25 protein-coding genes, 1 tRNA gene and 1 pseudogene are annotated in these 27000 nt (G+C 64.3%); 21 read left to right on the forward strand and 6 right to left on the reverse strand.

The window, feature by feature from the left end; translation table 11 throughout:
* Positions 1 to 7: 7 nt before the first annotated feature.
* Complete coding sequence (locus IWX88_RS12060; protein ID WP_196830668.1) at positions 8 to 1381, forward strand: M23 family metallopeptidase; 1374 nt, start codon at positions 8 to 10, stop codon at positions 1379 to 1381.
* A gap of 98 nt (positions 1382 to 1479) precedes the next feature.
* Here the strand turns inward: IWX88_RS12060 and IWX88_RS12065 are convergent, their stop codons facing one another.
* Positions 1480 to 1974, reverse strand: a complete 495-nt coding sequence (locus tag IWX88_RS12065) for an inorganic diphosphatase (RefSeq protein WP_196830671.1) — start codon at positions 1972 to 1974, stop codon at positions 1480 to 1482.
* Between the two features lie 46 nt (positions 1975 to 2020).
* Here IWX88_RS12065 and tilS point away from each other — a divergent pair, with 46 nt between their 5' ends.
* From tilS to IWX88_RS12135, 14 genes are all read left to right on the forward strand, one after another.
* A complete protein-coding gene (gene tilS / locus IWX88_RS12070; RefSeq protein WP_196830673.1) occupies positions 2021 to 3028 on the forward strand; it encodes a tRNA lysidine(34) synthetase TilS in 1008 nt (335 codons plus the stop codon).
* Between the two features lie 53 nt (positions 3029 to 3081).
* The gene (gene hpt / locus IWX88_RS12075; RefSeq protein WP_196830676.1) at positions 3082 to 3633 is read left to right on the forward strand and encodes a hypoxanthine phosphoribosyltransferase; all 552 of its coding nucleotides are present in this window, start codon (positions 3082 to 3084) and stop codon (positions 3631 to 3633) included.
* Positions 3634 to 3761: 128 nt separating this feature from the next.
* Entirely contained in the window at positions 3762 to 5759 is a 1998-nt protein-coding gene (gene ftsH, locus IWX88_RS12080; RefSeq protein ID WP_196830678.1) for an ATP-dependent zinc metalloprotease FtsH, read from the forward strand.
* 19 nt (positions 5760 to 5778) lie between these two features.
* Entirely contained in the window at positions 5779 to 6357 is a 579-nt protein-coding gene (gene folE / locus IWX88_RS12085) for a GTP cyclohydrolase I (RefSeq protein WP_196830680.1), read from the forward strand.
* Positions 6354 to 7220 carry a dihydropteroate synthase gene (folP, locus tag IWX88_RS12090; protein ID WP_370568350.1) on the forward strand — a complete coding sequence of 289 codons (867 nt, stop codon included), beginning with the start codon at positions 6354 to 6356 and terminating at the stop codon, positions 7218 to 7220. The genes folE and folP overlap by 4 nt, the downstream gene beginning before the upstream one ends.
* Entirely contained in the window at positions 7217 to 7666 is a 450-nt protein-coding gene (gene folB / locus IWX88_RS12095; protein WP_196830682.1) for a dihydroneopterin aldolase, read from the forward strand. The genes folP and folB overlap by 4 nt, the downstream gene beginning before the upstream one ends.
* Positions 7663 to 8190, forward strand: a complete 528-nt coding sequence (gene folK, locus IWX88_RS12100; RefSeq protein WP_196830684.1) for a 2-amino-4-hydroxy-6-hydroxymethyldihydropteridine diphosphokinase — start codon at positions 7663 to 7665, stop codon at positions 8188 to 8190. The genes folB and folK overlap by 4 nt, the downstream gene beginning before the upstream one ends.
* Positions 8191 to 8238: 48 nt before the next feature.
* Positions 8239 to 8718 carry a DUF3180 domain-containing protein gene (locus tag IWX88_RS12105; protein ID WP_196830686.1) on the forward strand — a complete coding sequence of 160 codons (480 nt, stop codon included), beginning with the start codon at positions 8239 to 8241 and terminating at the stop codon, positions 8716 to 8718.
* Positions 8719 to 8743: 25 nt separating this feature from the next.
* Positions 8744 to 9223, forward strand: a complete 480-nt coding sequence (locus IWX88_RS12110; RefSeq protein ID WP_231369259.1) for a PH domain-containing protein — start codon at positions 8744 to 8746, stop codon at positions 9221 to 9223.
* A 35-nt stretch (positions 9224 to 9258) separates the two neighbouring features.
* Positions 9259 to 10908, forward strand: a complete 1650-nt coding sequence (locus IWX88_RS12115) for a PH domain-containing protein (protein ID WP_370568351.1) — start codon at positions 9259 to 9261, stop codon at positions 10906 to 10908.
* Positions 10905 to 11630 (forward strand): Rossmann-like and DUF2520 domain-containing protein, encoded by a 726-nt coding sequence (locus IWX88_RS12120; RefSeq protein ID WP_196830692.1) that lies wholly within the window; start codon positions 10905 to 10907, stop codon positions 11628 to 11630. The genes IWX88_RS12115 and IWX88_RS12120 overlap by 4 nt, the downstream gene beginning before the upstream one ends.
* 77 nt (positions 11631 to 11707) lie before the next feature.
* Positions 11708 to 12571, forward strand: a complete 864-nt coding sequence (gene panC, locus IWX88_RS12125) for a pantoate--beta-alanine ligase (protein WP_196830694.1) — start codon at positions 11708 to 11710, stop codon at positions 12569 to 12571.
* Positions 12572 to 12841: 270 nt separating this feature from the next.
* A complete protein-coding gene (gene lysS / locus IWX88_RS12130) occupies positions 12842 to 14341 on the forward strand; it encodes a lysine--tRNA ligase (RefSeq protein WP_196830697.1) in 1500 nt (499 codons plus the stop codon).
* A gap of 106 nt (positions 14342 to 14447) precedes the next feature.
* Positions 14448 to 14705 carry a hypothetical protein gene (locus tag IWX88_RS12135; RefSeq protein WP_196830855.1) on the forward strand — a complete coding sequence of 86 codons (258 nt, stop codon included), beginning with the start codon at positions 14448 to 14450 and terminating at the stop codon, positions 14703 to 14705.
* A gap of 291 nt (positions 14706 to 14996) precedes the next feature.
* Here the strand turns inward: IWX88_RS12135 and IWX88_RS12140 are convergent, their stop codons facing one another.
* Positions 14997 to 15626: a TetR/AcrR family transcriptional regulator gene (locus IWX88_RS12140; protein WP_196830699.1), complete on the reverse strand. Its 630-nt coding sequence runs from the start codon at positions 15624 to 15626 to the stop codon at positions 14997 to 14999.
* 100 nt (positions 15627 to 15726) lie between these two features.
* Positions 15727 to 15958: pseudogene (locus IWX88_RS12145) on the reverse strand (helix-turn-helix domain-containing protein).
* Between the two features lie 327 nt (positions 15959 to 16285).
* On the opposite strand from IWX88_RS12145, the gene IWX88_RS12150 reads away from it, so the two are divergent.
* The 4 genes from IWX88_RS12150 to IWX88_RS12165 all read left to right on the forward strand — a co-directional run bounded on the left by IWX88_RS12150 (position 16286) and on the right by IWX88_RS12165 (position 22310).
* Positions 16286 to 18772: an ATP-dependent Clp protease ATP-binding subunit gene (locus IWX88_RS12150; protein WP_196830701.1), complete on the forward strand. Its 2487-nt coding sequence runs from the start codon at positions 16286 to 16288 to the stop codon at positions 18770 to 18772.
* Positions 18773 to 18838: 66 nt separating this feature from the next.
* Positions 18839 to 19339 carry an amino-acid N-acetyltransferase gene (locus tag IWX88_RS12155; RefSeq protein WP_196830703.1) on the forward strand — a complete coding sequence of 167 codons (501 nt, stop codon included), beginning with the start codon at positions 18839 to 18841 and terminating at the stop codon, positions 19337 to 19339.
* A 138-nt stretch (positions 19340 to 19477) separates the two neighbouring features.
* The gene (locus IWX88_RS12160; RefSeq protein ID WP_196830705.1) at positions 19478 to 21580 is read left to right on the forward strand and encodes an ExeM/NucH family extracellular endonuclease; all 2103 of its coding nucleotides are present in this window, start codon (positions 19478 to 19480) and stop codon (positions 21578 to 21580) included.
* 112 nt (positions 21581 to 21692) lie between these two features.
* The gene (locus IWX88_RS12165) at positions 21693 to 22310 is read left to right on the forward strand and encodes a hypothetical protein (RefSeq protein WP_196830708.1); all 618 of its coding nucleotides are present in this window, start codon (positions 21693 to 21695) and stop codon (positions 22308 to 22310) included.
* A 25-nt stretch (positions 22311 to 22335) separates the two neighbouring features.
* Here IWX88_RS12165 and radA read toward each other — a convergent pair whose 3' ends face one another.
* Both radA and IWX88_RS12175 read right to left on the reverse strand, forming a co-directional pair.
* On the reverse strand, positions 22336 to 23694 hold the full coding sequence (gene radA, locus IWX88_RS12170) for a DNA repair protein RadA (protein ID WP_196830710.1): 1359 nt from the start codon (positions 23692 to 23694) through the stop codon (positions 22336 to 22338).
* Between the two features lie 10 nt (positions 23695 to 23704).
* Positions 23705 to 24553 (reverse strand): SGNH/GDSL hydrolase family protein, encoded by an 849-nt coding sequence (locus tag IWX88_RS12175; protein ID WP_196830711.1) that lies wholly within the window; start codon positions 24551 to 24553, stop codon positions 23705 to 23707.
* A gap of 60 nt (positions 24554 to 24613) precedes the next feature.
* On the opposite strand from IWX88_RS12175, the gene IWX88_RS12180 reads away from it, so the two are divergent.
* A tRNA-Ser gene (locus tag IWX88_RS12180) sits at positions 24614 to 24703 on the forward strand.
* Positions 24704 to 24950: 247 nt separating this feature from the next.
* Positions 24951 to 25517, forward strand: a complete 567-nt coding sequence (locus IWX88_RS12185; protein ID WP_196830713.1) for a carbonic anhydrase — start codon at positions 24951 to 24953, stop codon at positions 25515 to 25517.
* 17 nt (positions 25518 to 25534) lie between these two features.
* Here IWX88_RS12185 and IWX88_RS12190 read toward each other — a convergent pair whose 3' ends face one another.
* The gene (locus IWX88_RS12190; RefSeq protein ID WP_196830715.1) at positions 25535 to 26998 is read right to left on the reverse strand and encodes an MFS transporter; all 1464 of its coding nucleotides are present in this window, start codon (positions 26996 to 26998) and stop codon (positions 25535 to 25537) included.
* Between the last annotated feature and the right edge of the window lie 2 nt (positions 26999 to 27000).

The following is a 27000-nucleotide window of genomic DNA, read 5'->3' on the forward strand; positions in this document are numbered from 1 at the left end:
GGGACTGATGAAATCGACTTTGCTCGCACGCCGAGCGGCCAACGCGACTGGCCGCATTGCGGCAGACCGGCGTGACCCGCGATCCACGGTCGGTATCGGTCGCACTCGCCGCACCCGTGGCACGGCGCTTTTCACCGCGCTCGCCGTCGCGGTCGCGGCCACTGTTCTCGGTCAGTCCACCCAGTCTGCCTTCGCGGCGGAATATCCCACCTGGGCCGATGTGCAGGCCGCCCGTAACAGTGTCGCAGCCAAGGAAGCGCAGATCAAAAAGCTCGACGCGTTCCTCATCGCGCTGCAGTCACAGGTGGAATCCACCCGGATGATTGCCGAACAAAAGGGCACCGAGTGGCTGGATGCCCGGCAGAAGTTCGATGAAGCGTCGTTCCGCACTGATGAGCTTCAGCGGCAGGCGGATGTCGCCGAGGCGAAGGCCGCAAAGTCCAAGCAGCAGGCCGGCCAGCTTGCCGCCCGCCTCGCCCGCGCCGGCGGCAGTGATCTCTCCGCCCGCTTGTTCTTCAATGGCAGCGAGTCACAGAGCCTGCTCTCCCAGCTCGGGCTGGCCAGCATGGTGAAGGACCAGTCGGCTGGTCTGTACGACAAGGCTACTCAGGATCAGAATTCCGCACAGGCGCTCACCGACCAGGCCACTGTCGCGAAGGCGGCTCTGAAAGTGCTCGAGGCTGCAGCGCAGACGGCTCTCGAAGAAGCGAATGCCGCGTCCGAACGGGCTGCCGCCGCTCTCACGGAGCAGGAGGCCAACAAGGGTCGACTCGAGGCCCAGCGCGAGATTCTCGCGACCAACTCGACCACCACCGAAGCCGGCTACAACGAGGGCGTCGAATACCGCGCTGAGGAGGCAAGAAAGCTCAAGGCCGCCCAGGAAGCCGCAGCCGCGAAGGCCGCCGCGGAATGGGCCGCGGCGCATCCACCGTCGTCGGGCGGCAGCGGCGGAGGTGGTTCGAGTGCAAGCCCGAGCGGATGGGTGCGTCCGTCGGCCGGTCGGGTCAGCAGTCCCTTTGGCTGGCGCGTCAATCCCTATACCGGATACGAGGCTCTGCACGGCGGAATCGACCTGGCTCCCGGCTGCTACGCCCCGATCTTCGCGGCACACTCCGGCACGATCACCTTTACCGGTCCCAGTGGCGGCTACGGCAACTTCATCCTCATGAATAACGGCGACGGCGTATCGACCGGCTACGGTCACATCGTCGCCGGGGGAATCCTCGTGCGTCCCGGCCAGCAGGTGCAAGCGGGCCAGCAGATTGCGAAGGTAGGCAGTACGGGCAACTCCACCGGCTGCCACTTGCACTTCGAGGTGCGCCCAGGCGGAGTACCGATTGATCCCGCGCCGTTCATGGCAGCACGGGGTGTCGGGTTCTAAGCGAGTCTTAGCCCGGCATCCGCTTCGCCGAGCGGCCGATAGTCCGACCACGAGGGCCCGGCGAGTTTCGATCTCGACAGGCCCACAACCTCGGATGGTTAGTGCGCGCCCTCTTCGGCGAGCTTCGTGATGCCGGCCTGGATGATCGCTTCGGCTTCGGCGGCATTGCCCCAGCCCTCGGTCTTGACCCACTTGCCGGGCTCAAGATCCTTATAGTGCTCGAAGAAGTGCTCGATTTCCTTGCGGGTGTATTCCGGAATGTCATCGACATCCTGAATCCACGACCAGCGCGGATCCTTCGCCTGCACGGCGATCACCTTGGCGTCAGATCCACCGTCATCCGTCATGTTGAAGACGCCGACCGGTCGCACCTTCACGCCGACGCCCGGGAAGAGCGGGTGGTCGAGAAGCACGAGCACGTCCACCGGGTCGCCGTCGAGGCCGAGGGTGTTCTCGAAGAAGCCGTAGTCGGTCGGGTAGACGAAGCCGGTGAAAAGCACCCGATCCAGGTAGACGCGGCCGGTGACGTGATCCACCTCGTATTTGTTCTTGCTGCCCTTGGGGATCTCGATGATCGCGTCGTAGCTGGCCATATGGGGCGCTCCTAGAGTTCGGTGGATAACGCAATAACGTTATCGGATGAGCACACGACCTCGACTGACTCCCGCAATTGCTTCCGTGCGCTCTGCGGTGCGCGCAGGTCTGTCCTCTTTCACACCAGCGTTCCTGCCATCCGCGGATGTTCTGGTGCTCGTGGCACTCAGCGGTGGACCCGATTCGCTCGCGCTCGCCGCCGCCACCGCTTTCGAGGCACCGCGCTCGGGCATCCGAGCCGGTGCGGTGATCGTCGATCACGGCCTCCAGTCTGACTCTGCGGATGTCGCGGCACGGGCAGCACGCCAGGCGCGCGCTCTCGGGCTCGACCCGGTGATCGTGACGGCGGTCATCGTCGGGGCCGAGGGTGGACCGGAATCCGCCGCCCGCATCGCGCGATACTCCGCCCTTGCCGCCGCGGCGCACGAGACCGGCGCGGTCCGGGTGCTGCTCGGCCACACCAGAGACGATCAGGCCGAGTCCGTGTTACTCGGGCTGGCACGCGGCAGCGGGCTCGGGAGCATCAAGGGGATGGCGGCCCAGAGCGGCATTTACTGTCGTCCGCTCCTCGCTGTCGCTCGGGCGACGACCGTTCAGTTCTGCGCCGATTCCGGGCTGCAGCCGTGGGACGACCCGCAAAATTATGACGAGCGATTCGCCCGGGTGCGCGTTCGTCAGAGCGTGCTGCCGCTGCTCGAACGAGAGCTTGGTCCCGGTTTCGCCGAGGCGCTTGCCCGCACGGCCGACCTCGCCAGGGAAGATAGTGACGCACTCGACCGGTTCGCAGCAGATCAACTCGAAGAGTTGGCCGATCATGCCGAGGCTGGTATCTCGCTCGCGGCCCGGGCGCTCGAGCACAATCCGCCGGCGCTACGGCAGCGGATCATCCGCGCCACGGTGCTTGCGGAGTTCGGTGTGAGTCTCACCAGATCGCAGACGCTCGAGGTGGGCCGGTTGGTGATCGACTGGCATGGACAGGCTGGCGTCGACCTCCCGGGTATCTGCGTTGAGAGAGTCGGCGGACTGCTTCACTTTCGTTCGACCCGGGGGTGAGTCGGGCCGAAGAGGGTGCCGACGACCTGCCCCGCCGATGAAAGAATGTCTCCATGGAATACAGCGATATCGCCGATGACCTCGAGAGTGTGCTGATCACCGAGCAGGAGATTCGCGACAAGATCGCCGAACTCGCCCGCCGAATCGAGGTGGACTACGCCGGGGAGCGGCTGCTGCTTGTCGGAGTGCTTCGCGGCGCAGTGATGGTGATGGCAGATCTTGCGAGGGAGCTCGCCCTGCCGATCGAGATGGACTGGATGGCTGTCTCGTCATACGGCTCCGGCACCGAGTCATCCGGTGTTGTGCGTATTCTCAAGGATCTCGACACCGACCTGCATGGTCGCAAGGTGCTCATCGTCGAAGACATCATCGACTCGGGACTCACGCTCACCTGGCTCCGGGCAAACCTCGGCACGCGCGGAGCGGATTCGGTGGAGATCTGCGCGCTGCTGCGCAAGCCGGGCGCGGCCAAGCTGGCCGTTGAAGTGCGGTACGTCGGATTCGAGATCCCGAACGCCTTCGTGGTGGGTTACGGGCTCGACTATGCGGAAAAATACCGCAACTATCGGGACATCGGCGTGTTGGCGCCGCACGTCTACGCGTAGGCGGGTCTCGAGACCCGCGGCGTGGATTACGCCTACGGCAAACATGCAGCAGCCACCCAGTGCCCCTCGGGTAGCCTTCAGACACAATTCTTCGTCAGAAAGGTGCCGGGATTAACCTCCGGAACACTATGGATTTCAAGCGATTTCTCCGCGGCCCCCTCATTTATGTACTTTTGGCGGTCATCGTCGTATCAGTCGGTTTCAGCCTTCTGAGCGGATCCGGATTCAAGGAGATCACGACCAAGGACGGTCTCGCCCTCCTTCAGGACAACAGAGTCTCCTCCGCGAAGATCGTCGATGCCGAACAGCGCGTCGACCTCACGCTCGCCACGGCAGGTGCCGATGGCAAGCAAGTGCAGTTCTATTATGCGACGGCCCGCGGCGCCGACATCGTGAAAGCGGTCGACGCCTCAGGCACGAAGTTCGACGACCAGGTCGACAAGGGCAACTGGCTGTCGTCGCTCCTCGGCCTCGTCATCCCGTTCATCATCATCGGTCTGATCTTCTGGTTCCTGCTCTCGAGCATGCAGGGCGGCGGCTCCAAGGTGATGCAGTTCGGAAAGTCGAAGGCGAAGCTTGTGTCGAAGGAGAGCCCGAAAGTCACGTTCGCTGATGTTGCGGGTGCTGATGAGGCGATCGAAGAGCTCGAGGAGATCAAGGACTTCCTGAAGGATCCGGCCAAGTTCCTCGCCGTCGGCGCGCGCATCCCGAAGGGCGTGCTGCTCTACGGCCCTCCCGGCACCGGCAAGACCCTGCTCGCTCGCGCGGTGGCCGGCGAAGCGAACGTACCGTTCTACGCGATCAGCGGATCGGACTTCGTCGAGATGTTCGTCGGCGTCGGCGCGAGCCGCGTGCGGGACCTCTTCTCACAGGCCAAAGAGAACTCCCCGGCCATCATCTTCGTCGACGAGATCGATGCGGTCGGACGCCACCGTGGATCCGGTATGGGGGGCGGGCACGACGAGCGCGAGCAGACCCTCAACCAGCTCCTGGTCGAGATGGACGGATTCGACGTCAAGACGAACGTCATCCTGATCGCGGCGACCAACCGTCCCGACATTCTCGACCCGGCACTCTTGCGACCCGGCCGTTTCGACCGCCAGATCGGAGTGGACGCTCCCGACCTGCTCGGCCGCAAGAAGATTCTCGAGGTGCACGGTAAAGGCAAGCCACTGGCCGCCGGAGTCGACCTCGAAGTGCTCGCACGCAAGACGCCCGGGTTCACCGGCGCCGATCTCGCCAATGTGCTCAACGAGGCTGCACTGCTCACCGCCCGCTCTAACGCCCAGCTCATCGACAACCGGGCGCTGGATGAGGCCGTCGACCGCGTGATGGCCGGTCCGCAGCGACGGTCCCGGGTGATGCGCGACCACGAGAAGCTCATCACGGCCTATCACGAGGGCGGGCACGCGCTCGTCGCGACCGCCATGCGCAACACCGACCCGGTGACGAAGGTCACCATCCTGCCCCGCGGGCGCGCCCTCGGCTACACGATGGTGCTCCCGCTCGAGGATCGCTACTCGATCAGCCGCAACGAGCTCCTCGACCAGCTCGCCTACGCAATGGGTGGGCGCGTGGCGGAAGAGGTGGTGTTCCACGATCCGACCACCGGGGCCTCCAACGACATCGAGAAAGCCACCTCGACCGCGCGCAAGATGGTCACCGAGTTTGGGATGTCATCGAACATCGGATCGGTCAAACTGGGTTCCGGATCGGGCGAGATGTTCCTCGGCCGCGATATGGGCAGCCAGCGCGACTATTCCGAGCGACTTTCTGAGCAGGTGGATGCCGAGGTGCGCACCCTCATTGAGAACGCGCACAACGAGGCGTGGGAGGTTCTCAACGAGAACCGCGACATTCTCGACAAGCTCGCTACGGCTCTGCTCGAGAAGGAGACGCTCGATCACACCGAGCTCGCTGAGATTTTCAAGGACGTGAAAAAGATGCCGGAACGGCCCCAGTGGCTGTCGAGCACCAACCGTCCGGTGTCGGCTCTGCCGCCCGTGGTCGTGCCTCAGAAGGCGCCAATCGATGCTGGAGTGGTCGACGGTGGCGTGACCTCGGAACCGGTGAAGAAGGCCCGCACGCCTCGTCCGCGCAAGAGTCCCGACATCGCCACCGCCTAGTCCCCGTGCGCTCGCTACCGTGACCATCGACACCGCACGGATCGAAGCGGCCGTGCTCGAGATCCTCGCCGCCATCGGCGAGGATCCGGCCCGGGCGGGACTGTCGAGTACCCCGAAGCGGATCGCGCAGTCGTACGGCGAGTTCTTTGCCGGGCTCGCAGAGGATCCGCTCGATCATCTCGCGCCGAGTGTGGACTTCGTACCCGATTCGTCCGAGATCGGTGAGCTTGTGCTCGTGCGGGACATCGAATTCCGGTCCATGTGCGAACACCACCTCCTGCCATTCACCGGGGTTGCGCACATCGCCTACCTCCCGGACGATCGCATCGTCGGGCTCGGCGCTCTTCCCCGGGTGGTGGAGACGCTTGCATCGCGTCCGCAACTGCAGGAGCGCCTCACCGAGGAGATCGCGGATGCCCTCGAGACCGGCCTCGATGCTCGTGGTGTTCTCGTGGTGCTCGATGCAACGCAGGGCTGTGTGACCGCGCGGGGTAGCCGGCAGACGCGCAGCTCCATCGTCACGCTCGCGAGCCGCGGCATCCTCTCCCGCCCCGTCGAACGCGCCGAGATCATGGTTTTGATCGGGGTCACGCCGTGAATGACGAACGTGCCCCCCGTGGGCCCGATCGTCCGATCGGCCTCATCCGCCCGCGCATCATGGGGATCGTCAACGTGACGCCGGATTCATTCAGCGACGGCGGCGATTACCTCGAGGTGGATGCCGCCGTGGCACACGCAGAAGAGCTCGTGGCCGCCGGCGCCCAGCTCGTGGATGTCGGGGGAGAATCGACCCGTCCGGGGGCGAAACGGGTGGCAGCGATCGAGGAGCAGCGCCGTGTGCTCCCGGTGATCGAAGCGCTGGTCGATCGTAAAATTTCGGTGAGTGTCGACACCATGAATGCATCCACCGCGCGGGCGGCGGCGCAACTCGGTGCGGTGATCATCAACGATGTGTCGGCCGGACTCGCCGATTCCGCCATGGCGAAGGTTGCCGCTGAGACCGGCCTGCATTTCGTCGCAAGCCACTGGAGGGCCAGCCACTGGCGCGGGCCGAATGCGTCGGGCGATGCGGGCCGACCGAGCACCCACGATAAAAATGTGCTGTGTGATGTGCGCAACGATTTGAGGAACCGGGTGGCCGAGCTCATTGTGAGCGGGGTGCGTCCGGATCGAATCATCCTCGATCCCGGCATCGGGTTCGCCAAGACGGCCGAGCAGAACTGGCAGCTGCTCTCCAACATCGCAGCCCTCAACGCGATCGGCTATCCGATCCTGATCGGGGCATCCCGCAAGCGCTTCCTCGGAGCTCTCGTCGCGCCGGATGCTCCCACCTCGGCGCGGGACCCCGCCACCGCAACGATCAGTGCCCTGGCCGCTCAGGCCGGGGTCTGGGGCGTACGTGTTCACAATGTGGCGGTCACACGGGACGCCCTCGACGTCTGGGAGGCGATGCAACCATGAGCGACACAGTGGCAAAAGATGGAGTCTCGAACGGGGTCGCGAACGGGGTCGCGACGGGTGAAGTCATTCCGGTCGATAACATCCGCCTCACCGGGCTGCGCATCTTCGCTCACCATGGTGTGCTGGATTTCGAGCGCGAGAACGGCCAAGAGTTCATTATCGATCTTGAGATCGTGATCGACCTCGCACCGGCTGCATCCTCCGACGACGTGACCAAGACGATCCACTATGGAGAGTTGGCCGAGGCGATCTATGCCGCGGTGCAGGAAAATACGGTCGACCTGATCGAGACCGTGGCCGAGCGGGTCGCTGCAATCGCGCTGGGTTACGAGCGCGCCGTGCGGACGACCGTCACCATCCACAAGCCCTCTGCGCCGATCACGGTGCCCTTCGGCGACGTCTCGGTGACGATCACGCGCGGCCGAGCGCCTCACCCGAGCGCGTGAGACGCCGGATTGTGCTCCCGGCCGTCATCGCGCTCGGGTCGAATCTTGGTGACCGCGAAGAGAACCTGCGGGCCGCCGTTCGAGATATCGACGCGCTCGCTGATGTCACGGTGACTGCGGCCTCGGCAATTGTGCAGTCTCACGCGGTCAAAACAACGGGGACGGATGCCGAGGCGCCTGCCTACCTCAACGCGGTGATGCTCGTGCAGAGTGCGCTGGATCCCGAAGACCTTCTTCCGGAGCTGAATCGCATCGAAGCCGACCACGGTCGTGTGCGGGTTGAACGGTGGGGTGATCGTACGCTCGATCTCGACATCATCGACTTCGCCGGGCTGCTGCGGGAGACGGTCGACCTCACCCTCCCGCATCCGCTCGCTGCTAAGCGCGCTTTCGTGATTGTGCCCTGGCTGCAAGTGGATCCGGATGCCGAGATCCGCGGGCATGGCCGCATCGATTCGCTCACGGTCGCGTTCTCCGATGAGGTCTGGCTGTTCGAAGCGGCGCCACTGTGGACGCGGCCATGAAACGCACAGCGCAGTTGAAACGGCGGCGCAGTTGAAACGGCCACGCAGATGAAGCGCACGAGCGTCCTGACTCCCGTGCTGCTCGCCCTGATCGGCGGCGTCGGCGGCGGATTTCTGGAAGCCGCACTCGCTACATCCGGGCGCCGAATCGTGCTGCCACCGCTCACCCTCGGACTCGCGCTTCTGGCCATCGGAGTCATGGTCGTGGTGCTCGCACTGCCGATCCGCCGACTGACTCGTGGCAAAACCGTGCACCCGATCGATCCGTACTACTCGACGCGAGTGCTCGTGCTCGCCAAGGCAAGCGCACTGGGTGGTTCGCTTATTGCCGGCTTTGGCGCTGGCGTGCTCGTCTACCTTCTCAGCCGCTCCGTCATGCCCGCAGTAGGCTCGGTTCTGCAGGTGGTGGTGACGCTCGTCGGGGCGGCAGGCCTGCTGGTCGGTGGGTTGATAGCCGAAAATATGTGCAGCATCCCGCCGGACGATGACGAAGGCTCGGGCAATCGGGCCGTGCCGGTACAGCAGTGACACGGTGAGGATGGCGAGGACCAGCATGAATCGGCTCGAACTGCCCGGGGTGACCTGGCGTCGCGTTTCTCCGCGGCTGGTCTGGGTCGAACTGGCGGGCGGCGCCGGATCCCTCGTGGTACTGCTTGCCGCAGGAGTGGTGATGTTTCTGCTTCAGGTCTGGATTGCCGTGGTGGTGCTCGCCGTCCTCGCACTCGTCTCGATCGTGAACCTCGCGCTCACCCCTCGACGGGTGCGTTCCATCGGCTACCAGTTGCGAGGGGATGACCTGCTGTTTCGTCGCGGCATCATGTGGCAGCGCTTTGTCGCGGTGCCCTACGGACGCATGCAACTTGTGGACATCAATCGCGGCCCGATCGCCCGCGGGCTTGGGCTGAGCGAACTGAAGTTCGTCACGGCTGCGGCTGCTGCCGGAGTGACGATCCCCGGCCTTACCGAGGCGGAAGCCGAAGAATTGCGTGACCACCTTGTGTCGGTTGCGGAGAGTCGTCGGGCGGGACTGTGACCGAGCCCTCGACTCCTGCTACTGGGCCCGCTTCCGTGCCAGCCTCTGTTCCCGCTTCGGGGCTGGTCGGGGTGCCGAAGGTCGTCGCGCATCTCACCGACGGCGAGTGGCATCGACTCCACCCCGCCACCCCGCTGCTGAAGGGTGGTTTCGCGCTCATCGTCGTGCTTGGCTACGTCGCAAGCAACCTGCGCGAGCGGCTGCTCGGGCTGTTTCTTCCGCGGTTTGACAACGGCGGGGATCCCGTGGACTACGTCGTGCGAAACGGCATCATTCTGCAGGTGCTCGGGGTGCTCGCGCTGCTGTTGGTCGTCTTGATCGGCGGCTTCTTTGTCTCCTGGCGGATGCACACCTTTCGCATCACCAGCGAAGTGGTCGAGGTGCGGTCCGGCGTGCTCTTTCGTACCAATCGCAAGGCGCAGCTCGACCGAATCCAGGGCATCAACATCGTGCGGCCATTCATCGCCCGGCTCTTCGGTGCGGCGAAGCTGGAGATCAGCCAGGCCGGTCACGACGCGAATGTGCAGCTCTCCTATCTCAGCTCGGTTGCGGCCGATGAATTGCGCCGCGAGATACTGCGCCGGGCATCCGGAACCCGCGTCACAGAGGCATCAACGGCGGGGCAGTCAGCGACCGGGAGTGCCGCTGTTGCCCAGTCTGCTGTTGCCCAGTCCGCTGTCGACCAGTCGGCTATCGCCCAGTCCGCTATCGATCAGCCCGCGGTAGCACCAACGGGCACGCTGCTGGACCGGCGGATAACCGAATTCCGCGCGCCCGAACTGGATCCGGATGCCGCACCGCCCGAGTCCGTGGTGAAGATCCATCTCGGTCGACTGTTCGGGTCGATGTTCCTCGGTACCGGCACTGTGATCGCAGTGCTGGTCATCATTGGGGCCGCGATCTGGATTTCAGTGACCGGCCGCTTGTTCGTGCTGGTGTTCGCGCTTCCGAGCATTATCGGGTTCGGCGGCTATTACGTGCGCCGGTTCTCCAAGTCGCTGCGCTACACGATCGCGGGCACACCGGATGGCGTACGCATCGGTTTCGGCCTCTTGTCCACCAGCAACGAGACGCTGCCGCCCGGACGTATTCACTCGATCGAGGTCAGCCAGTCGCTGCTCTGGCGCCCGGCCGGCTGGTGGCAGATTCGGGTCAATCGCGCCAGCCAGACCTCGAGTCGGGGTTCGGCAAACCAGGCGAACACGACCATCCTTCCGGTGGGTAATTTAGCGGATGTCACGGCCGTGCTGAAGCTCATACTGCCGGAATTCGTCGGCGAGGAGGCGAGCTCGTTCATCGAAAGCGGAATGACCTCGGGTGGTTCTGACGGCTTCACCAACTCGCCCCGTCGCGCGATCTGGCTGCGGCCGTTGTCCTGGCGTCGCAATGGATTCGCAATCGTTCCCGGCTCGCTGCTGCTTCGCAAGGGAGCCATCTGGCGACGCCTGATCATCGTGCCGCAGCCGCGACTGCAGAGCGTCGGGCTGCACCAGGGGCCGCTTCTGCGCCGACTGCGCCTCGCCTCGATTCAACTGCATACGGTGCACGGGCCAATCACGGCAAACCTCGGAGCCGTGGATCAGGTTGCCGCTCTGGCATTCTTTACCGAAGTGGCCGAGGTCGCAGTGCGCTCCGGCTACGCTGACACCTCTCACCGCTGGCGTTCTGGGGAGCTTTCCGCATGACCTTTGATTCCCGGCCCGCCTCTGACCGCGAGGAGGATGCCCGCCGCCGCTCAGGCCGCCTCGGAGTGGGGATCGTCGGTGCCGGCCGCGTCGGCCCGGTGCTCGGGGCCGCCCTCGCCGGTGCCGGACATGCGGTTGTCGGCATCTCCGCGATTTCGGCATCCAGTCGCGAACGTGCGGAGGCGATGCTCCACGGTGTGCCGATCCTCGATGTACCGGCGATCATCGAGCGCAGCGAACTGGTGATCCTTGCGGTGCCCGCCGCTGAGCTCCCGGCGCTGGTTGCTGGGCTCGCGTCAACGGGCGCGTGGCAGCCGGGGCAGCTCGTGCTGCACACGGCGGCCGAGTACGGCACGGCCGTGCTCGCTCCCGCTATCGCGGCCGGCGTTATTCCGCTTGCCATTCATCCAGCCGTATCATTCACGGGTACCACCATCGATATCGCGCAACTTGTCGGAGCATACTTCGCGGTGACCGCGCCGGGCCCGGTGCAGCCGATCGGGCAGGCGCTCGTTGTCGAGATGGGCGGCGAGCCAATCATCATCGCGGAGGAGGATCGCCCCGCCTACGCGGAGGCGATCGCGACGGCGACGAGCTTCTCGAGCGCCATCGTTGACCAGGCCACGAGCCTGCTTGCCTCGATCGGCATCGAATCGCCAGGGGCTGTGCTCGGGCCGCTTGTGCGGTCATCGGTGGAGAACGCGCTGCGCCGTTCGCACTGACACAGGTCTCAACTGACAACACGTGTAATGGGCAGCGACATCTGCTGGCTGCACACTCGTGGCACTAGCATCGAGGGATGCCGATAGCCGTAGCCGAGACAATTTCCGAGCTGCGAGAGATAACCGCTGAAGCCCGATTTGCAGGAAAACGCATAGCCCTCGTGCCCACGATGGGTGCACTTCACGCGGGCCATCTCGCGCTCGCCCAGCGGGCATGCGAGATCGCCGACCTGGTGATCGTCTCCATCTTCGTCAACCCGATGCAGTTCGGTCCCACCGAGGACATCGACCGCTATCCGCGTACCCTGCTGGAAGACTTGAAGCAGCTGGAGCCGTTCGGCGTCAGCGCGGTCTTCGCCCCGAGTGTTGCCGAGATGTACCCGACGGGCTCGAGCGACACCCGTGTCACTGCCGGTCGGGTCGGCTCGCTCTACGAGGGTCACACCCGCTCGGGACATTTCGACGGCGTGCTCACGGTGGTGTCGAAACTCCTGAACGTCGCCCAACCCGCGGTCGTGCTGTTCGGGCAGAAGGATGCCCAGCAGGTATTCCTCGTGAAGCGGATGATCGTTGACCTCAACCTGCCCGTCGCGGTCGAGATCGTGCCGACGGTGCGCGAAGACGGCGGTCTCGCCCTCTCGAGTCGCAACCGGTTTCTTGACGTGAAGGAGAAGCGGGCCGCACGGGGGCTATCCATCGCGCTCGAGGCGGCCGAGTCATCCGCTGACCGGGGCATCGATGCGGTTCTCGCCGCCGCGCAGTCGGTGCTGATGGGGGAGCACCTCGTGCAGCTCGACTATCTCGCGGTGGTCGACCCCCAGACCTTCCTCCCGGTCGACGATGTTTATCAGGGGCGAGCGATCGTGCTGGTCGCGGCGCGTGTCGGCTCAACGCGTCTCATCGATAACGCGGCGATCTTCCTCGCAACCGCGCGGTCCTAGCGCCGGGGCCTCCTTCCGCCCCCACCTCTTGCCGCCCCACCCCCCGCCTCGCCCCGCCCCACCCCGGGCGTATACGGACAATCCGGGTCGGCAAGCTGCCCCGGATTGTCCGTATACGCCCGCCGTGGCTGGTGCGCGACGCGGGGAAGCCCTGACGCCGAGGCATCCCACCGCCATGGTGTATGGGCAGGACTCCTCCCGCCCCCGCGAAAGCGTTCGACCGTGCGACCGTAAGCTTGGGCGAGCCGCTACCTTCAGGAGTACACCCGCATGACCGAGCAGACCACGCCGCCAGAACCGACGGAAGAAGAGCTGTCCGAGCAGACCCGGGTGCGCCTCGGCAAGCGTGAGCGCCTGATCTCCTCCGGCGCCGAGGCCTATCCCGTCGGGCTGCCGATCACCACCACGATTCCCGCCGTGCGGGCTGAGTACCAGCACCTGGAAACGGATGCCGTCACCGGCGTCACCGTGGGACTGGCTGGCCGCGTAGTGCACCTCCGCAACACGGGCAAGCTCTGTTTCGCGTCGCTGCAGTCCGGCGACGGATCGCGCATCCAAGCCATGGTCTCGCTCGCCGAGGTGGGTGAGGAGTCGCTCCTGAAGTGGAAGGATCTCGTCGATCTCGGCGACCACCTCTTCGTTTCTGGAGAGGTGATCTCCAGCCGCCGAGGCGAGCTGAGTGTGCTTGTGAAGGAATGGAAGATCGCAGCGAAGACGCTGCGCCCGCTGCCCAACCTTCATGTGGAGCTCAATGAGGAGACCCGGGTGCGCGCCCGCTACCTCGACCTGATAGCGCGGGAGGGTGCGCGCCGCATGGTGCGCGACCGTTCGGCCGCCGTCGCCTCCCTGCGTAAGACCTTCGATGAGCACGGCTACATCGAGGTGGAGACCCCGATGTTGCAGACCATGCACGGCGGGGCATCCGCACGGCCCTTCGTCACCCACAGCAACGCGTTCGACACCGAACTCTTCTTGCGTATCGCCCCCGAGCTGTTCCTCAAACGCGCCGTCGTCGGTGGTATCGAGCGGGTGTTCGAGATCAACAGGAACTTTCGCAACGAGGGTGCGGACTCCACGCACTCGCCCGAGTTCGCCATGGTGGAGGCCTACCAGGCCTACGGCGATTACAACCAGATGGCGGATCTCACCCAGGAGATGATCCAGAAGGCCGCGCTCTCCATCGGCGACAGTCTGGCCGTGACGCTCGCCGACGGTACCGAGTACAACTTCGGCGGTGAGTGGGATCGCATCACCATGCTCGGCTCGCTGAATGCGGCATCCGGCTGGCAGATCACCGCGCACACCCCCCTCGACGAGCTGCGCGGCTATGCCGACTCCGTGGGTGTGGAGGTCGGCCAGCCGACCCCGGGCAAATTCATCGAGGAGCTGTGGGAGCATTTCGTGAAGCCTGGCCTCACCCGCCCCACTTTCGTCATGGACTTCCCGGTGGACACCTCGCCTCTCGTACGCGACCACCGCACCGAGCCCGGTCTCGTCGAGAAGTGGGATCTCTATGTGCGCGGCTTCGAGCTCGCGACCGGCTATTCCGAACTGGTGGATCCCGTGATCCAGCGTGAGCGGTTCGTCGAGCAGGCAAAACTCGCCGCTGCGGGCGATCCAGAGGCCATGCGTCTGGACGAGGAATTCCTGCGCGCCCTCGAGTACGGGATGCCACCATCCGGGGGTATGGGGATGGGTGTCGATCGCCTGCTCATGGCCCTGTCCGGGCTCGGTGTGCGCGAGACAATCCTCTTTCCCCTGGTCAAATAGGGAGTCTCCGGTCGCTAAGAAGAAGGGTGCCCAGCCTGATCAGCGCGCTATCGGCATCCAACAGCTCGGCCGCCGTTCGCCCAGCCGTGAGTCGTAGTCTTGACCGGTGATCGAAAACTTTTGGGCCAACGCGGCGTACTCGTTGATTCCCACGCTGCTGGTGGGGCTGATCTTCTGGCTCATGATGCGCGCGATCTTCCGCGCAGACCGCACCGAGCGCACGGTCTATGCCGCAATCGAGGTAGAAGAGCGCGCCCGCTTTGCGGCTGAGCAGACGGCGGCTGAGCAGACGGCGGCTGAGCAGACGGTGGCCGAGCGAACGGTGGCCGAGCGAACGGTGGCCGAGCGAACGGCGGCCGAGTAGAAGGTGGCCAAGCGAACGGTGGCCAAGTAGAAGGTGGCCAAGCGAACGGTGGCCAAGCGAACGGCGGCTGAGGGTGCGGCGGCTGAGGGTGCGGCGGCCGAGCGTGCGCACCCACCAGTGCCACCCGCCCGCACCCCTCCCGCCTGACCCCCCTTCCCGCGCGACCCCCTCCCGCGCGACCATCTCCCGCGCGACCATCTCCCGTTTTTCCGACCACCCACCGGTATCGACAGGGGGGTGGTCGCAAAAACGGGAGATGGTCTCTCGAGAGGAGGCCAACTGGGGCGGTCGTTACGAAACTCCCGCCATCACCGAGCGAAGCAGATCCACCGCCTTGGTGTAGTTCTCGCGTGGATCACGCGAGCTGGAATGCGGCCAATTCTTCATCGCGACCCGCATCGCCGACAGGCAGACGCCGAGCAGGATTTGTGCGGCTTCCTCGCGCTGCTCGTCGGTGTCGGTCGCAAAATTCGGTTCGGTCCTCAGCCAGTCGGCGACCACAGCGTCGAGACGATCCTCCATTGCGCTCACCCGCAGAATCTGTCGGGTGAGAAGCTGGGGGTACTTCTCGAGCACGAGTTTTCGTAGGTCGCGGGACTCTTCGATGATGCTCGAGTCGGCGATCACGGAATAGACGAGGGACGCCACGTCGTGCAGCACGTCGCCGCTGCGATGCGTGGACAGGTGCTCGATCGCCGGGTCACTTGCGCCGCGCGAGTCGATGCCGAGCACGGCATCCTCCTTGGATGCGAAGTAGTTGAAAAAGGTCCGGGATGACACGTTCGCCCGGTCGCTGATGGCGTCAACGGTCGCGTGTTCGAGTCCGACCTCGAGAGCGAGCTCGGCAGCCGCCACAAAGATGGTGCGGAAAGTAGCGGCTCGTTTGCGCTCCCGGATTCCTGCATCCGGCAACTCATTCATGAGTGCATTCTTTCATAGTCTGCAAAAAGTCTGAATCAAAGTCGTGCGGGCATCGATGATCGTCCACGACCCCCGCGCCAGTCACGGGTGACTCGCAGCGTCAGTCGACGACGAGCAGCTCTCCCACCTCGCACTCAAGAGCGCGACCGCGCCCGACAGATGGCGGCGAGCGTCGAATAGCGGATGGCGCGCGCCCGGTTGTTCTTCAGCACGCTGAGGTTGACGATGCTCACGCCCACCAGCTCGCTCAGCCGGGTCAGCGTCATCCCACGCGCCTCGAGCAGCTCATCGAGCCTGCAGCGGATGCCAGAGTCTTCGTCACCGACGATCAGGTGAGCCCGTCGGTGTCGAAACGCGATCAACACCGCCGCCGCCGCGCGAGCGATTCGCACCAGCGACCGATTCCCGGTGAGTTGGTTGGCCTGCTACATCCGGCCTCATAACGAAAATCGACAACGACCACCACCGTTAATCTCACTGGGGACGGAGCCGTAGGTCACGCATCCGTCGTCCAGCCCGGAAATGAGGATTCGGATGCCCTCACGCACCCGGCGGCAAAACTCGTCACGCCTGCGGCGAACAGGGGCAGTAATCGCAGGGTTCGCTGGTTATTCTCTCTATAACGGCACCGCACCTGCATAGGTGCCAGAGGAGTAAACATGTTCGAACGATTTACCGACCGAGCCCGCCGGGTCGTCGTCTTGGCGCAAGAAGAAGCCAAGATGCTGAACCACAACTACATCGGCACCGAGCACATCCTGCTGGGTCTCATCCATGAGGGTGAGGGCGTCGCAGCCAAGGCGCTCGAGTCGCTCAACATCTCGCTTGACGCCGTGCGCGAGCAGGTCCAAGACATCATCGGCCAGGGTCAGCAGCAGCCGACCGGCCACATCCCCTTCACGCCCCGCGCAAAGAAGGTACTCGAGCTCTCGCTTCGTGAAGCGCTGCAGCTCGGTCACAACTACATCGGCACCGAGCACATCCTGCTCGGTCTCATCCGCGAGGGCGAAGGTGTCGCAGCCCAGGTGCTCGTGAAGCTGGGTGCCGACCTCAACCGGGTGCGCCAGCAGGTCATCCAGCTGCTCTCCGGATACCAGGGCAAAGAGCAGGTCTCCGTCGGCGGTGATACCCAGGCTGCAGCCCAGGGCGGGAGCCAGATCCTCGACCAGTTCGGGCGCAACCTCACCCAAGCGGCGCGCGACGGCAAGCTCGACCCGGTGATCGGGCGCGAGAAGGAGATGGAGCGGGTCATGCAGATCCTGTCCCGCCGCTCCAAGAACAATCCCGTGCTGATCGGTGAGCCCGGCGTCGGAAAGACGGCTGTCGTTGAGGGACTCGCCCAAGCCATCGTGCGCGGTGACGTGCCGGAGACGCTGAAAGACAAGCAGCTCTACACGCTCGACCTGGGCTCGCTCATCGCTGGGAGCCGCTACCGCGGTGACTTCGAGGAACGTCTGAAAAAGGTGACGAAGGAGATCCGCACCCGCGGTGACATCATCACCTTCATCGACGAGATCCACACCCTCGTCGGTGCGGGAGCTGCCGAGGGCGCGATCGATGCCGCATCCATCCTCAAGCCGCTGCTCGCGCGCGGTGAGCTCCAGACCATCGGAGCCACCACAATCGACGAGTACCGCAAGCACTTCGAGAAGGATGCCGCACTCGAGCGCCGCTTCCAGCCCGTTCAGGTGCACGAGCCCTCCATCGCGCACACGATCAATATCCTCAAGGGACTCCGCGACAAGTACGAGTCGTTCCACAAGGTCTCCATCACGGATGGCGCTATCGTCGCGGCCGCGAACCTGGCCGATCGCTATGTGGCCGACCGTTTCCTACCGGACAAGGCGATCGACCTGATCGACGAGGCCGGCGCACGCCTTCGGCTGTCGATCCTTTCGGCTCCGCCGGAGCTGCGCGAGTTCGACGACAAGATCGCCGTGGTGCGTGGGTTCAAGGAAGGTGCGATCGAAGACCAGGACTTCGAGAAGGCTGCATCCCTTCGTGACGAAGAGAAGAAGCTGCTCGGAGAGCGCCTGCGCCTGGAGAAGAAGTGGAAGAGCGGCGAGGCCGGATCGACAGGCACAGTGGATGAAGGCATCATCGCCGAAGTCCTTGCTGCGGCCACCGGCATCCCGGTGTTCAAGCTCACCGAGGAGGAGACCAGCCGTCTCGTCTTCATGGAGAAGGCACTGCACCAGCGCGTCATCGGTCAGGAAGAGGCCATCTCGGCCCTGTCCAAGACCATCCGTCGCACCCGCGCCGGACTCAAGGACCCGAAGCGCCCGAGCGGTTCGTTCATCTTCGCCGGTCCGACCGGTGTGGGTAAGACGGAGCTCGCGAAGGCACTTGCCGAGTTCCTCTTCGACGACGAGAACGCGCTGATCGCGCTCGACATGTCGGAGTACGGCGAGAAGCACACGGTTTCTCGACTGTTCGGTGCCCCTCCCGGGTTCGTCGGCTTCGAAGAGGGCGGCCAGCTCACCGAAAAGGTGCGTCGCAAGCCGTTCTCCGTGGTGCTGTTCGATGAGATCGAGAAGGCTCACCCCGACATCTTCAACTCGCTCCTCCAGATTTTGGAAGAGGGACGTCTGACGGATGGCCAGGGTCGCGTCGTCGACTTCAAGAACACGGTGATCATCATGACCACCAACCTCGGAACGCGGGACATCTCGGGCACACCGCTCGGCTTCACCTCCTCCGCCGACACTGCCACCGGGTACGACCGGATGCGCGGCAAGGTTGTCGAAGAGCTGAAGAAGAACTTCAAGCCGGAGTTCCTCAACCGGGTCGATGAGACGATCGTCTTCCCGCAGCTGACCAAGGACGAACTGCTGCAGATCGTGGACCTGTTCATCAAGCGTCTCTCCGAGCGCCTGTTGGATCGAGACATGACCGTGGAGATCGCGGTTCCCGCCAAGGAACAGCTGATCAAGGTCGGATTCGACCCCTCGCTCGGAGCCCGGCCGTTGCGCCGTGCCATCCAGCACGAGGTTGAAGACCAGCTGAGCGAGCGCATCCTCACCGGTGACCTGAACGCGGGCGACCACGTGCATGTCGATTATGTCGATGGGGCATTCGTCTTCACGACCGGGCGCCAGCCGGGTCGCGAGTCGCTCGAAGCGGAGATCGCGGCATTGGAAGCCTAAGACGCACATCACCAATCGAGCCTGTCGGAATTTTGGCAGGCTCGATTGTGCGTTTAAACTCTACGGATGACCTTTTCAGTTCGAGCAGCGCGTACCAGTGACGTGCCGTTCATCCAGGCCCTCGTCGAACCGCTCGTGCAGCGGCGCATCCTGCTCGGCAAGGATTCTGTTGTGTTCTATGCGGCGATCCAGGAATTCCGCATTGCCGAAGACGCGGCCGGTAGAGCCATCGGCTGTGGTGCTCTGCACGTGATCTGGCAGGATCTTGCCGAAGTGCGCACCCTCGCCGTCACCGATGACTGGCTGCACCGGGGTGTGGGCCATGCCCTGCTGGAGCAGCTGGAGGCGGATGCTCGCAATCTGGGTCTCAGCCGACTGTTCTGCCTCACCTTCGAAGTGCCGTTCTTCACCAGGCACGGCTTCGAGCCGATGACTGAGGAGCCGATCGACCCGGCGGTGTACCTCGAGCTTGTGCGCTCGCCCGACGAGGGGGTTGCCGAGTTCCTCGATCTCGCCCGGGTGAAACCCAACACCCTCGGCAACACGAGGATGATTAAAATACTGTAAATTCTGCCCCCGAATGAGGGTGGTCACCTAGTCTTTACCCTGCGTTCGCTTTCACGCCCTGTTCCTGTCATCAGAGGATCGTTGGCTGGGCGTCGCGTGCGTTGACCACGCTGCTGTGTTCACTCGGAGAGGGTAATTATGACTGCAATACCGGGATTCATTCGACGGACCGGAATCGGATTCCTGGCGGTGGCTGCCCTCGTGGCCGCACCGCTGGCTCCGCTATCGAGTGAGGCGCACGCCTCGGGCACCGTCGGTTCACCGCCTGCACTGTTGATTGCCCAGATCCAGGGCACGACGGATGTCAGCCCGCAAGTCGGCAACACAGTGGAGACCACTGGCGTAGTGACCGCGGCCTACCCCACGGGCGGGTTCGCCGGGTTCTATCTGCAAACCGCTGGCACCGGGGGAGCACTTGACCTTGACACCCACACCGCGTCGGATGGCATCTTCGTCTACTCCCCGAGCACCGTGGCATCCGTGACGATCGGCGACTACGTGAGGGTCACCGGCGCGGTGAGCGAGTTCAGCAACCTCACCGAGCTCTCCGTCACATCCGCCGCCGGGCTTACCGAGCTCGATCGCACGGGTGTCGTCGCGCCGCTGCCGGCCACTGTCGGTTTTCCGGCGACGGATGCCGCGCGCGAATCACTCGAGGGCATGCTGGTGGCCCCGCAGGGGGCCTATACGGTGACCGATAATTATTCGACGAATCAATACGGCCAGATTGGGCTGGCCCACGACACAAAACCACTGCAGCAGCCCACTTCGGTTGCACCGGTCGGTTCGCCCGGCTACCAGGCCGTAATCGCCAAGAATGCGGCGATCCGCGTGGCTCTCGACGATGGGGCGAGCACCAATTTTCTCGCGTCGGCAAACACCTCGAAGCCGCTGCCCTGGTTGAGCCTGGCGGTACCCCTACGAATCGGAGCGCCGGTATCCTTCACCCGGCCGGTGATTCTCGACTTCCGCAACAGTTCGTGGAAGCTGCAGCCAACCACGGAGCTGACCCCGGCGAATGCGTCGACCGTGCAGCCAGCCACTTTCGCGAGCACCCGCACAGCCGCACCGCAAGAGGTCGGCGGCACGCTGTCAATAGCCACCTTCAACGTGCTCAACTACTTTCCCACCACGGGGGAGAAACGCACCGGTTGCACCTATTACACCGACCGTGCGGGCGTTCCCATCACGGTCAACAACAGCAACGATCCCGGCTGTGGTGTGCGGGGTGCGGCCAATGAGGCGAGCTTCCAACGGCAGCAGGCCAAGATCGTCTCGGCAATCGGCGCACTCGGTGCCGACGTAGTGTCACTCGAAGAAATCGAGAACTCGGCACGGCTCGGCCAGAATCGGGATGCCGCGGTCGCGACTCTCGTTGCCGCCCTCAATGCCGATCAAAATGCTGCTGCCCAGAAGAATGCCGATCAGAAGAACGCCGATCAGAAGAACGCCGACCGGAAAATGACGGCGCCTGTCTGGGACTATGTGCGCTCGCCGTCAGCGGTGCCGGCAACAGCTGATGAGGATGTCATCCGCACCGCCTTCATCTACCGCACGGCCACCGCGAAGCCGGTCGGGGCGTCGACGATCCTCATCGGGTCACCTGACTTCACCAACGCCCGCGAGCCGCTTGCGCAAGCCTTTCAGCCGGTGCGGGCCGTCGCGGGATCCACTGTTCTCGTGATCGCTAACCACTTCAAGTCAAAGAGTCCGGGAGGCGCCACCGGCGATAACGTGGATGCCGGCCAGGGCGCATACAACGGGGATCGCACTCGGCAGGCGAAGGCGCTGCTCGCGTTTGCCGACCAGCAAAAGACCGCGGCGACGACCGACCGGGTGGTCCTTGTCGGTGACTTCAACTCCTATGGGCAGGAGGACCCGATCCTCACGATTGCCGCCGCCGGGTACATCGACCAGGTTGCCAAGACGGGCAAGCAGACCTATGCCTTCGGTGGCATGGTTGGTTCGCTCGACCACGTGTTGGCTTCGTCGGCGGCCAACAGCAGTGTCTCGGGGGCGGATGTCTGGAACATCAACTCAGTCGAGTCGGTTGGCCTGGAGTACAGCCGGTTCAACGCCAACCTCACGAACCTCTATGAGGTGAGCCCGTATCGGTCGAGCGATCACGATCCGGTCATCATCGGTCTCGACCTTCCGACCGTCGGCAGCGTAAGGCATGGCGGTGATGGAGAGCATGATCGTTTCCGTCGCGGGCCTAATTTTGGGATGCCTGGTGCCTAGGATCCCGTGTGGTGTAGCCCCCTGAATTCACCGGTGCCCGGTTTCTAGAATGTCGCTGGGAACACCCCCGCAAATACCGGGGAAAACCGAGTGCGCTGGCTACTCTTAGGCCATGTCGACGTTTCGAACCCCTGTCGGCCCGCAGTCACCGAGGGTGTACTGGCGCCGCCGCCTGATCCTCGGTCTTGGCGTGCTCGCAGTGATCGTGATCATCATCCTCATCGTCGTACGGCCGGGTTCGGGGAGTCCAACGCCCGCAGACACGACGAAGCCCGGCTCATCACCCTCGGTGAAGCCGAGCACTGCTGCGTCGGTCCCCGCGGCGGGAGCGGCCTGCGTCCCGGCCAGAATCACACTCCTTGCTGTGACCGATAAAACGACCTACGCCTCGACCGAACAGCCGAAGATCAGCATGTCGATCACCAATACCGGCACCGTGGCGTGCACGATGAACCTCGGCTCGACCCAGCAGGAACTGATCATCACGAGCGGTTCGGAAACCATCTGGAATTCGAAGGATTGCCAGACGGCGGCCGTTGACACCCCGGTCACATTGAAGGCCGGCGAGGTGCGCACGACCCCGGCGATTGGTTGGGACCGCACGCGCTCCGCCACGAGCACCTGTGACGCGAGCCGTCCACCGGTGACCGCCGGTGGCGCGAGCTACCACCTCGGAGTGAAGGTGGGATCGCTCAGCTCCAAGGTGACGGCACAGTTCCTGCTCAACTAGTGTCCGGCGGGCAGGCCACTGCGATTCAGAACGCGGGAACGTCCGGCTGCTGGGTGCCGGCGAGGTCAAACGCCTTGCGCATGGCCTCGCGCAACAGCCCGTGCTCGGCATCGATCACCGTCGTGTAGCCGAGCCGCCGTGCTTCCGCGATGCGCTGCTTCGCCTGTGACACCGCCCTGATCTCGCCGGCAAGGCTGATCTCCCCGACGGCGGTGAGCGAACCAGGGAGAGCCAGGTTGCTGAATGCGCTGGCGATAGCCAGCGCGATGGCGAGATCCGCGGAGGGCTCGGTGAGCGTGATGCCGCCGACCGTCGAGACATACACATCGCACTCACTGAGTGTGAGGGCCGCGCGACGTTCGAGCACCGCGAGCAACATCGCCACCCGGGAGGAGTCGACCCCGTTGGTGACCCGTCGGGGATTCGGTGCACTGGATTTCACGATCAGTGCCTGCACCTCCACGGGGAGCGCACGGCGCCCCTCGACCGCGACCGTGACGCACGTGCCGCTGACGGCCACTGTGCCGCGGGAGAGAAACAGCCCGCTCGGGTCGGCGACTTCGGCGATACCGTCGCCGGTCATCTCGAAGCAGCCCACCTCATCCGTCGGTCCGAAGCGATTCTTATGGGCACGGATGAAGCGCAGCGAGGTCTGACGGTCGCCTTCGAACTGGCACACGACATCCACCAGGTGCTCGAGCAGTCGGGGGCCGGCGATCGAGCCGTCCTTGGTCACATGACCGACGAGCAGCACGGGCAGGTTGCGGTCCTTCGACACACGGATGAGAGTGGATGCCACTTCCCGAACTTGGGACGGACCACCGGCCAGCCCATCAACGAGCGATGATGCCACGGTCTGCACTGAGTCGACGATGAGCAGGTCGGGCTTCACCTGGTCGATCTGTCCGAGCACGGTGGCGAGGTCCACCTCTGCGGCGAGGAACAGCAGTGGCTGCAGCGCACCGGTGCGCTGGGCGCGAAGTCGCACCTGGCTCACGGATTCTTCGGCGGTCACGTAGAGCACGCGCATGCCATTCGCAGCGGCTTTCGACGCGACTTCGAGCAGCAGCGTGGATTTGCCGACCCCCGGCTCGCCGCTCAGCAGGATGGTGGCGCCAGGAACGATTCCACCGCCGAGCACCCGGTCGAATTCGGCGATACCGCTCGGCCGATGAGCTACCTCGTCAGCGCTGATCGCAACGATCGACTTAGCAACGCGATCCTCGCTCAGGGTGATGGCACGCAGACCGCGGCCGCCAGGGGACGGTGAGTCCGCAGCATCCGCAATCGTGCCCCAGGCTTGGCATTCTGCGCAGCGACCAGCCCATTTCGGGGTGGTCCAGCCACACTCCGTGCAGCGGAAATTGGACTGGACTCGTGCCATGCTCGACAGCCTAGGCGAGGCCGCCGTCACTGCGGTTCGGCCGGTCATCACCGGTGGAGAGCACAATCCGATCGATGAGGGGGAGGAATGCGGATGCCCACACCCGGTAGCCGCGGTCGTTGGGGTGGAAGAAGTCGGCTGCCACCCGGTTGAGCGCGTAGAGCGCAGCACCCTGACGCCGGGTCGTTGCATAGAGGGGTGCGACTTCGAAGCCTCGCGCGGCGGCAAGGTGATGCACTATCGAGTTGGCCAACCGCACGTTTTTTTCGGAGGGGCCGAGATAAAAGGAGGGCACTTCAGCGACGATCGAGCCGGGCGGGAGGCAGTCGTAGAGCTCCGTGAGCTCGCGGGTGAAGCGATCCTGCTCGAAGGTCGCCATATCGTTCGCGCCGATCGCGACCGTGACGATGTCGGGGGCGAGCAGTCGCAGCGGTGCGAGCTGCAGTGATATTGCCTCGCGCACGCGGGCGCCGGAACTGCTCAGATTCACTACCCGCACCGAGAGCCCGGTTTGTTTATGCAGATGCTGCGCAATCAGTCCCACGTAGCTGCGGCCCGGCTGGCTCGCGCCAACTCCCTGAGCTGCCGAGTCCCCGATTGCCACATAGAGTAACTCGCCATGGCTGGTCCGCTGCTCTTGCCACCAGCGGGCATTGAGGTGCAGGGTTCGCGCCAGCCGGTCCGCTCCTCCGCGCTGACGGCGAAGCACAAGGGAGCGGATGAGGACCACGGCCGAAGCTGAGACCACGACAGAGGCTGAGACCACGACAGAGGCTGAGACCACGACAGAGGCTGAGACCACGACAGAGGCTGAGACCACGACCAGGGCTCCGGCACCAATCCACGGCAATGCGTCCACCACCCCATTTTAGGTACCGTGTCCCGTGACCGATCTCGACGGTGTACTAGAATCAACGACGGAACCGTGTCCGAGCGGCCGAAGGTGCAACTCTCGAAAAGTTGTGTGGGTGAGAGCCCACCGTGGGTTCAAATCCCACCGGTTCCGCCAATAAAATGCTGTTTCAGGTCGTTGTCGGGCCGCGAGTTAGGTCGGAACGACCCCCAGGCCTTGACGCAACGGCCCAGCCGGGAGAACCCTCACGGCACTGTCACGTGGACCACCCCATCGGCACACTCGCGGCGCTCCCAATCTGACGGAACATTACGCAACATTCGCGATCCCGCTGCAGGCGATCCGTAGGCTGAAAGCACCGTGGCCACGAAGTCCAACGGTATCGACCTTGAAGGAATCTGCCATGTCAGTGCTCGACGAAGTTCTCTCCGCAAACACCGCGTACGCAGCAGACTTTGGCAGCAAGTCCGAGCTCGCGCTGCCTCCTGCCCGCGGCTTCGCAATCCTCACCTGCATGGATGCCCGCCTCGACCCGGCCAAGTATGCCGGTCTGAGCGAGGGGGACGCACACGTCATCCGCAATGCGGGCGGTCGGGCATCCGACGATGCCATCCGCTCGCTGGTCATCTCCCACAAGCTCCTGGGCACGAAGGAATGGTTCGTCATTCACCACACGAATTGCGGAATGGAGTTCTTCACCGACGGGGTCATTCGTGGACTGCTGGCGAACAGCCTGGAGACTGCAGCGCTTGGCGATGCCGGGTTCTACGAAGTCGGCACCGGGCCGGGTTCCGCTGAAGCGCAGTACATCGACTGGCTGACCATCTCCGACCAGGCTGCAAGCGTGCTCGAAGATGTCACACGCATCAAGGCGCACCCGCTGGTGCCGAGCACAATCCCCGTCTACGGCTATATCTACGACGTGACGACCGGGCGTCTCAGCGAGGTGCCGGCAGCCAGCGCGGCGTAGCCGGGATCAGGCCAGGATCAGGCGGGGATCGCATCCTCTGTTGACGGGATCTCGGTGTCGGCGAGCTCACTCTCAGTTTTGTGCGTGGCGACCTGACTCACGCTCGGGAGCAGAAAGCAGAGCAACGCGGCCAGCGTGAGGGCCGTGATCGGGATCCACATTCCCGCGAGGAAGGCGTCACGCAACGCGCCTGGCGAGAACTTATCGCCGACGACGCCGAAGAAGACGACCCCCACCACAGCGACCCCGATCGCGGAGCCAACCTGCTGGAACGTGCCGAGCACTCCGGATGCCGCCCCGGCGTTCGCGACGGATGTCTGGGCAAGCGATACGTCGGTCAGTGGCACGACGAGGAGGGTGAGCCCGAGACCGGCCAGCGCCATCGGCGCGATCAGATCCGCTCCGATGAGAGCGTTGGACTGGGCATCCACAACGCGCGCAATCCACAGGTAGCCGCCGATCTGGGCGAGAGCACCGAGCAGAATCAGACCCTTGCCAAGGCGCGGGCCGAGAGGCACCGCGATGCCACTGCCGAGAAGAGCACCGAGGCTGAATGGCAGGGTGGTGAGCCCGGCCTCGATCGCAGAAAAGCCGAGTCCGATTTGCAGGTACAACACGAGGATCAGGAAGAAAGCGCCGATGGAGGCACTGAACGAGAACTGGGTGAGCGCGCCGGCAGAGTAGCCACGGCTGTGGAACAGCGAGGGCGGCACGAGGGCGGAGCCGGTCTTCTTATCGCGTCGGCTCTGGTACCAGATGAAGACCGCGAGCAGCACGGGGCTGGCGCCCATCATGATCCAGATCCCGATTGGCCAGCCGAGCGCGCGGCCCTCGATCAGCCCGAAGACGAGCAGTAACAGAACCGCTGAAATCAGGATTACTCCGAGCACGTCGAGCCGCACACGTTGGGTCGCCCGCGACTCGGGAATGCAGAAGGCTGAGGTGATGAACAACGCGACGCCCACGGGCACATTGATGATGAACACGCTGCGCCAGCCAAGATCGAAAGCATTTTGGGTGACGAGGATGCCACCGACGAGCGGTCCGGCGACGGCGGCGAGTCCGGAGATCGCACCGAGCGCTCCAAAAACCCCCGCGCGTTCTTTAGGAGCGAACAGCACCTGGATGATCGAAAGCACCTGGGGGATCATGATCGCACCGAAGATCCCCTGGACCACGCGGGAGACGACGAGCATATCGCCGCTGGTTGCGGCCGCACAGGACGCCGACGCGAGGGTGAACCCGGCGACACCGATCAGGAACAGCCGCTTGCGACCGTAGATGTCACCGAGCCGGCCGCCGGTGATGATGAGCACCGCGAAGGAGAGAACGTAGCCAGACACGATCCACTCGAGCTGAGCCGAGGTGGCGTTCAGATCCTTTTCAATCGACGGTAGGGCGACGTTGACGATTGTGGTGTCGAGAAGATCCATGAAGGAAGCGAACAGCAGCACAACTACGGCGATCGAGCGAAAGCGCATGA

The organism is Frigoribacterium sp. CG_9.8 (genome assembly GCF_015751965.1).
Taxonomy (GTDB): domain Bacteria; phylum Actinomycetota; class Actinomycetes; order Actinomycetales; family Microbacteriaceae; genus Lacisediminihabitans.

Coding starts and splice junctions, on each gene's coding strand:
- tilS (WP_196830673.1), top strand. CDS start 2,021: ATGAGCACACGACCTCGACTGACTCCCGCAATTGCTTCCGTGCGCTCT.
- IWX88_RS12155 (WP_196830703.1), top strand. CDS start 18,839: ATGACCTTTTCAGTTCGAGCAGCGCGTACCAGTGACGTGCCGTTCATC.
- IWX88_RS12065 (WP_196830671.1), bottom strand. CDS start 1,974: ATGGCCAGCTACGACGCGATCATCGAGATCCCCAAGGGCAGCAAGAAC.
- IWX88_RS12165 (WP_196830708.1), top strand. CDS start 21,693: ATGTCGACGTTTCGAACCCCTGTCGGCCCGCAGTCACCGAGGGTGTAC.
- ftsH (WP_196830678.1), top strand. CDS start 3,762: ATGGATTTCAAGCGATTTCTCCGCGGCCCCCTCATTTATGTACTTTTG.
- hpt (WP_196830676.1), top strand. CDS start 3,082: ATGGAATACAGCGATATCGCCGATGACCTCGAGAGTGTGCTGATCACC.
- IWX88_RS12160 (WP_196830705.1), top strand. CDS start 19,478: ATGACTGCAATACCGGGATTCATTCGACGGACCGGAATCGGATTCCTG.
- radA (WP_196830710.1), bottom strand. CDS start 23,694: ATGGCACGAGTCCAGTCCAATTTCCGCTGCACGGAGTGTGGCTGGACC.
- IWX88_RS12060 (WP_196830668.1), top strand. CDS start 8: ATGAAATCGACTTTGCTCGCACGCCGAGCGGCCAACGCGACTGGCCGC.
- folB (WP_196830682.1), top strand. CDS start 7,217: ATGAGCGACACAGTGGCAAAAGATGGAGTCTCGAACGGGGTCGCGAAC.
- IWX88_RS12150 (WP_196830701.1), top strand. CDS start 16,286: ATGTTCGAACGATTTACCGACCGAGCCCGCCGGGTCGTCGTCTTGGCG.
- IWX88_RS12105 (WP_196830686.1), top strand. CDS start 8,239: ATGAAGCGCACGAGCGTCCTGACTCCCGTGCTGCTCGCCCTGATCGGC.
- IWX88_RS12120 (WP_196830692.1), top strand. CDS start 10,905: ATGACCTTTGATTCCCGGCCCGCCTCTGACCGCGAGGAGGATGCCCGC.
- IWX88_RS12185 (WP_196830713.1), top strand. CDS start 24,951: ATGTCAGTGCTCGACGAAGTTCTCTCCGCAAACACCGCGTACGCAGCA.
- lysS (WP_196830697.1), top strand. CDS start 12,842: ATGACCGAGCAGACCACGCCGCCAGAACCGACGGAAGAAGAGCTGTCC.
- panC (WP_196830694.1), top strand. CDS start 11,708: ATGCCGATAGCCGTAGCCGAGACAATTTCCGAGCTGCGAGAGATAACC.
- IWX88_RS12110 (WP_231369259.1), top strand. CDS start 8,744: ATGAATCGGCTCGAACTGCCCGGGGTGACCTGGCGTCGCGTTTCTCCG.
- IWX88_RS12140 (WP_196830699.1), bottom strand. CDS start 15,626: ATGAATGAGTTGCCGGATGCAGGAATCCGGGAGCGCAAACGAGCCGCT.
- IWX88_RS12190 (WP_196830715.1), bottom strand. CDS start 26,998: ATGCGCTTTCGCTCGATCGCCGTAGTTGTGCTGCTGTTCGCTTCCTTC.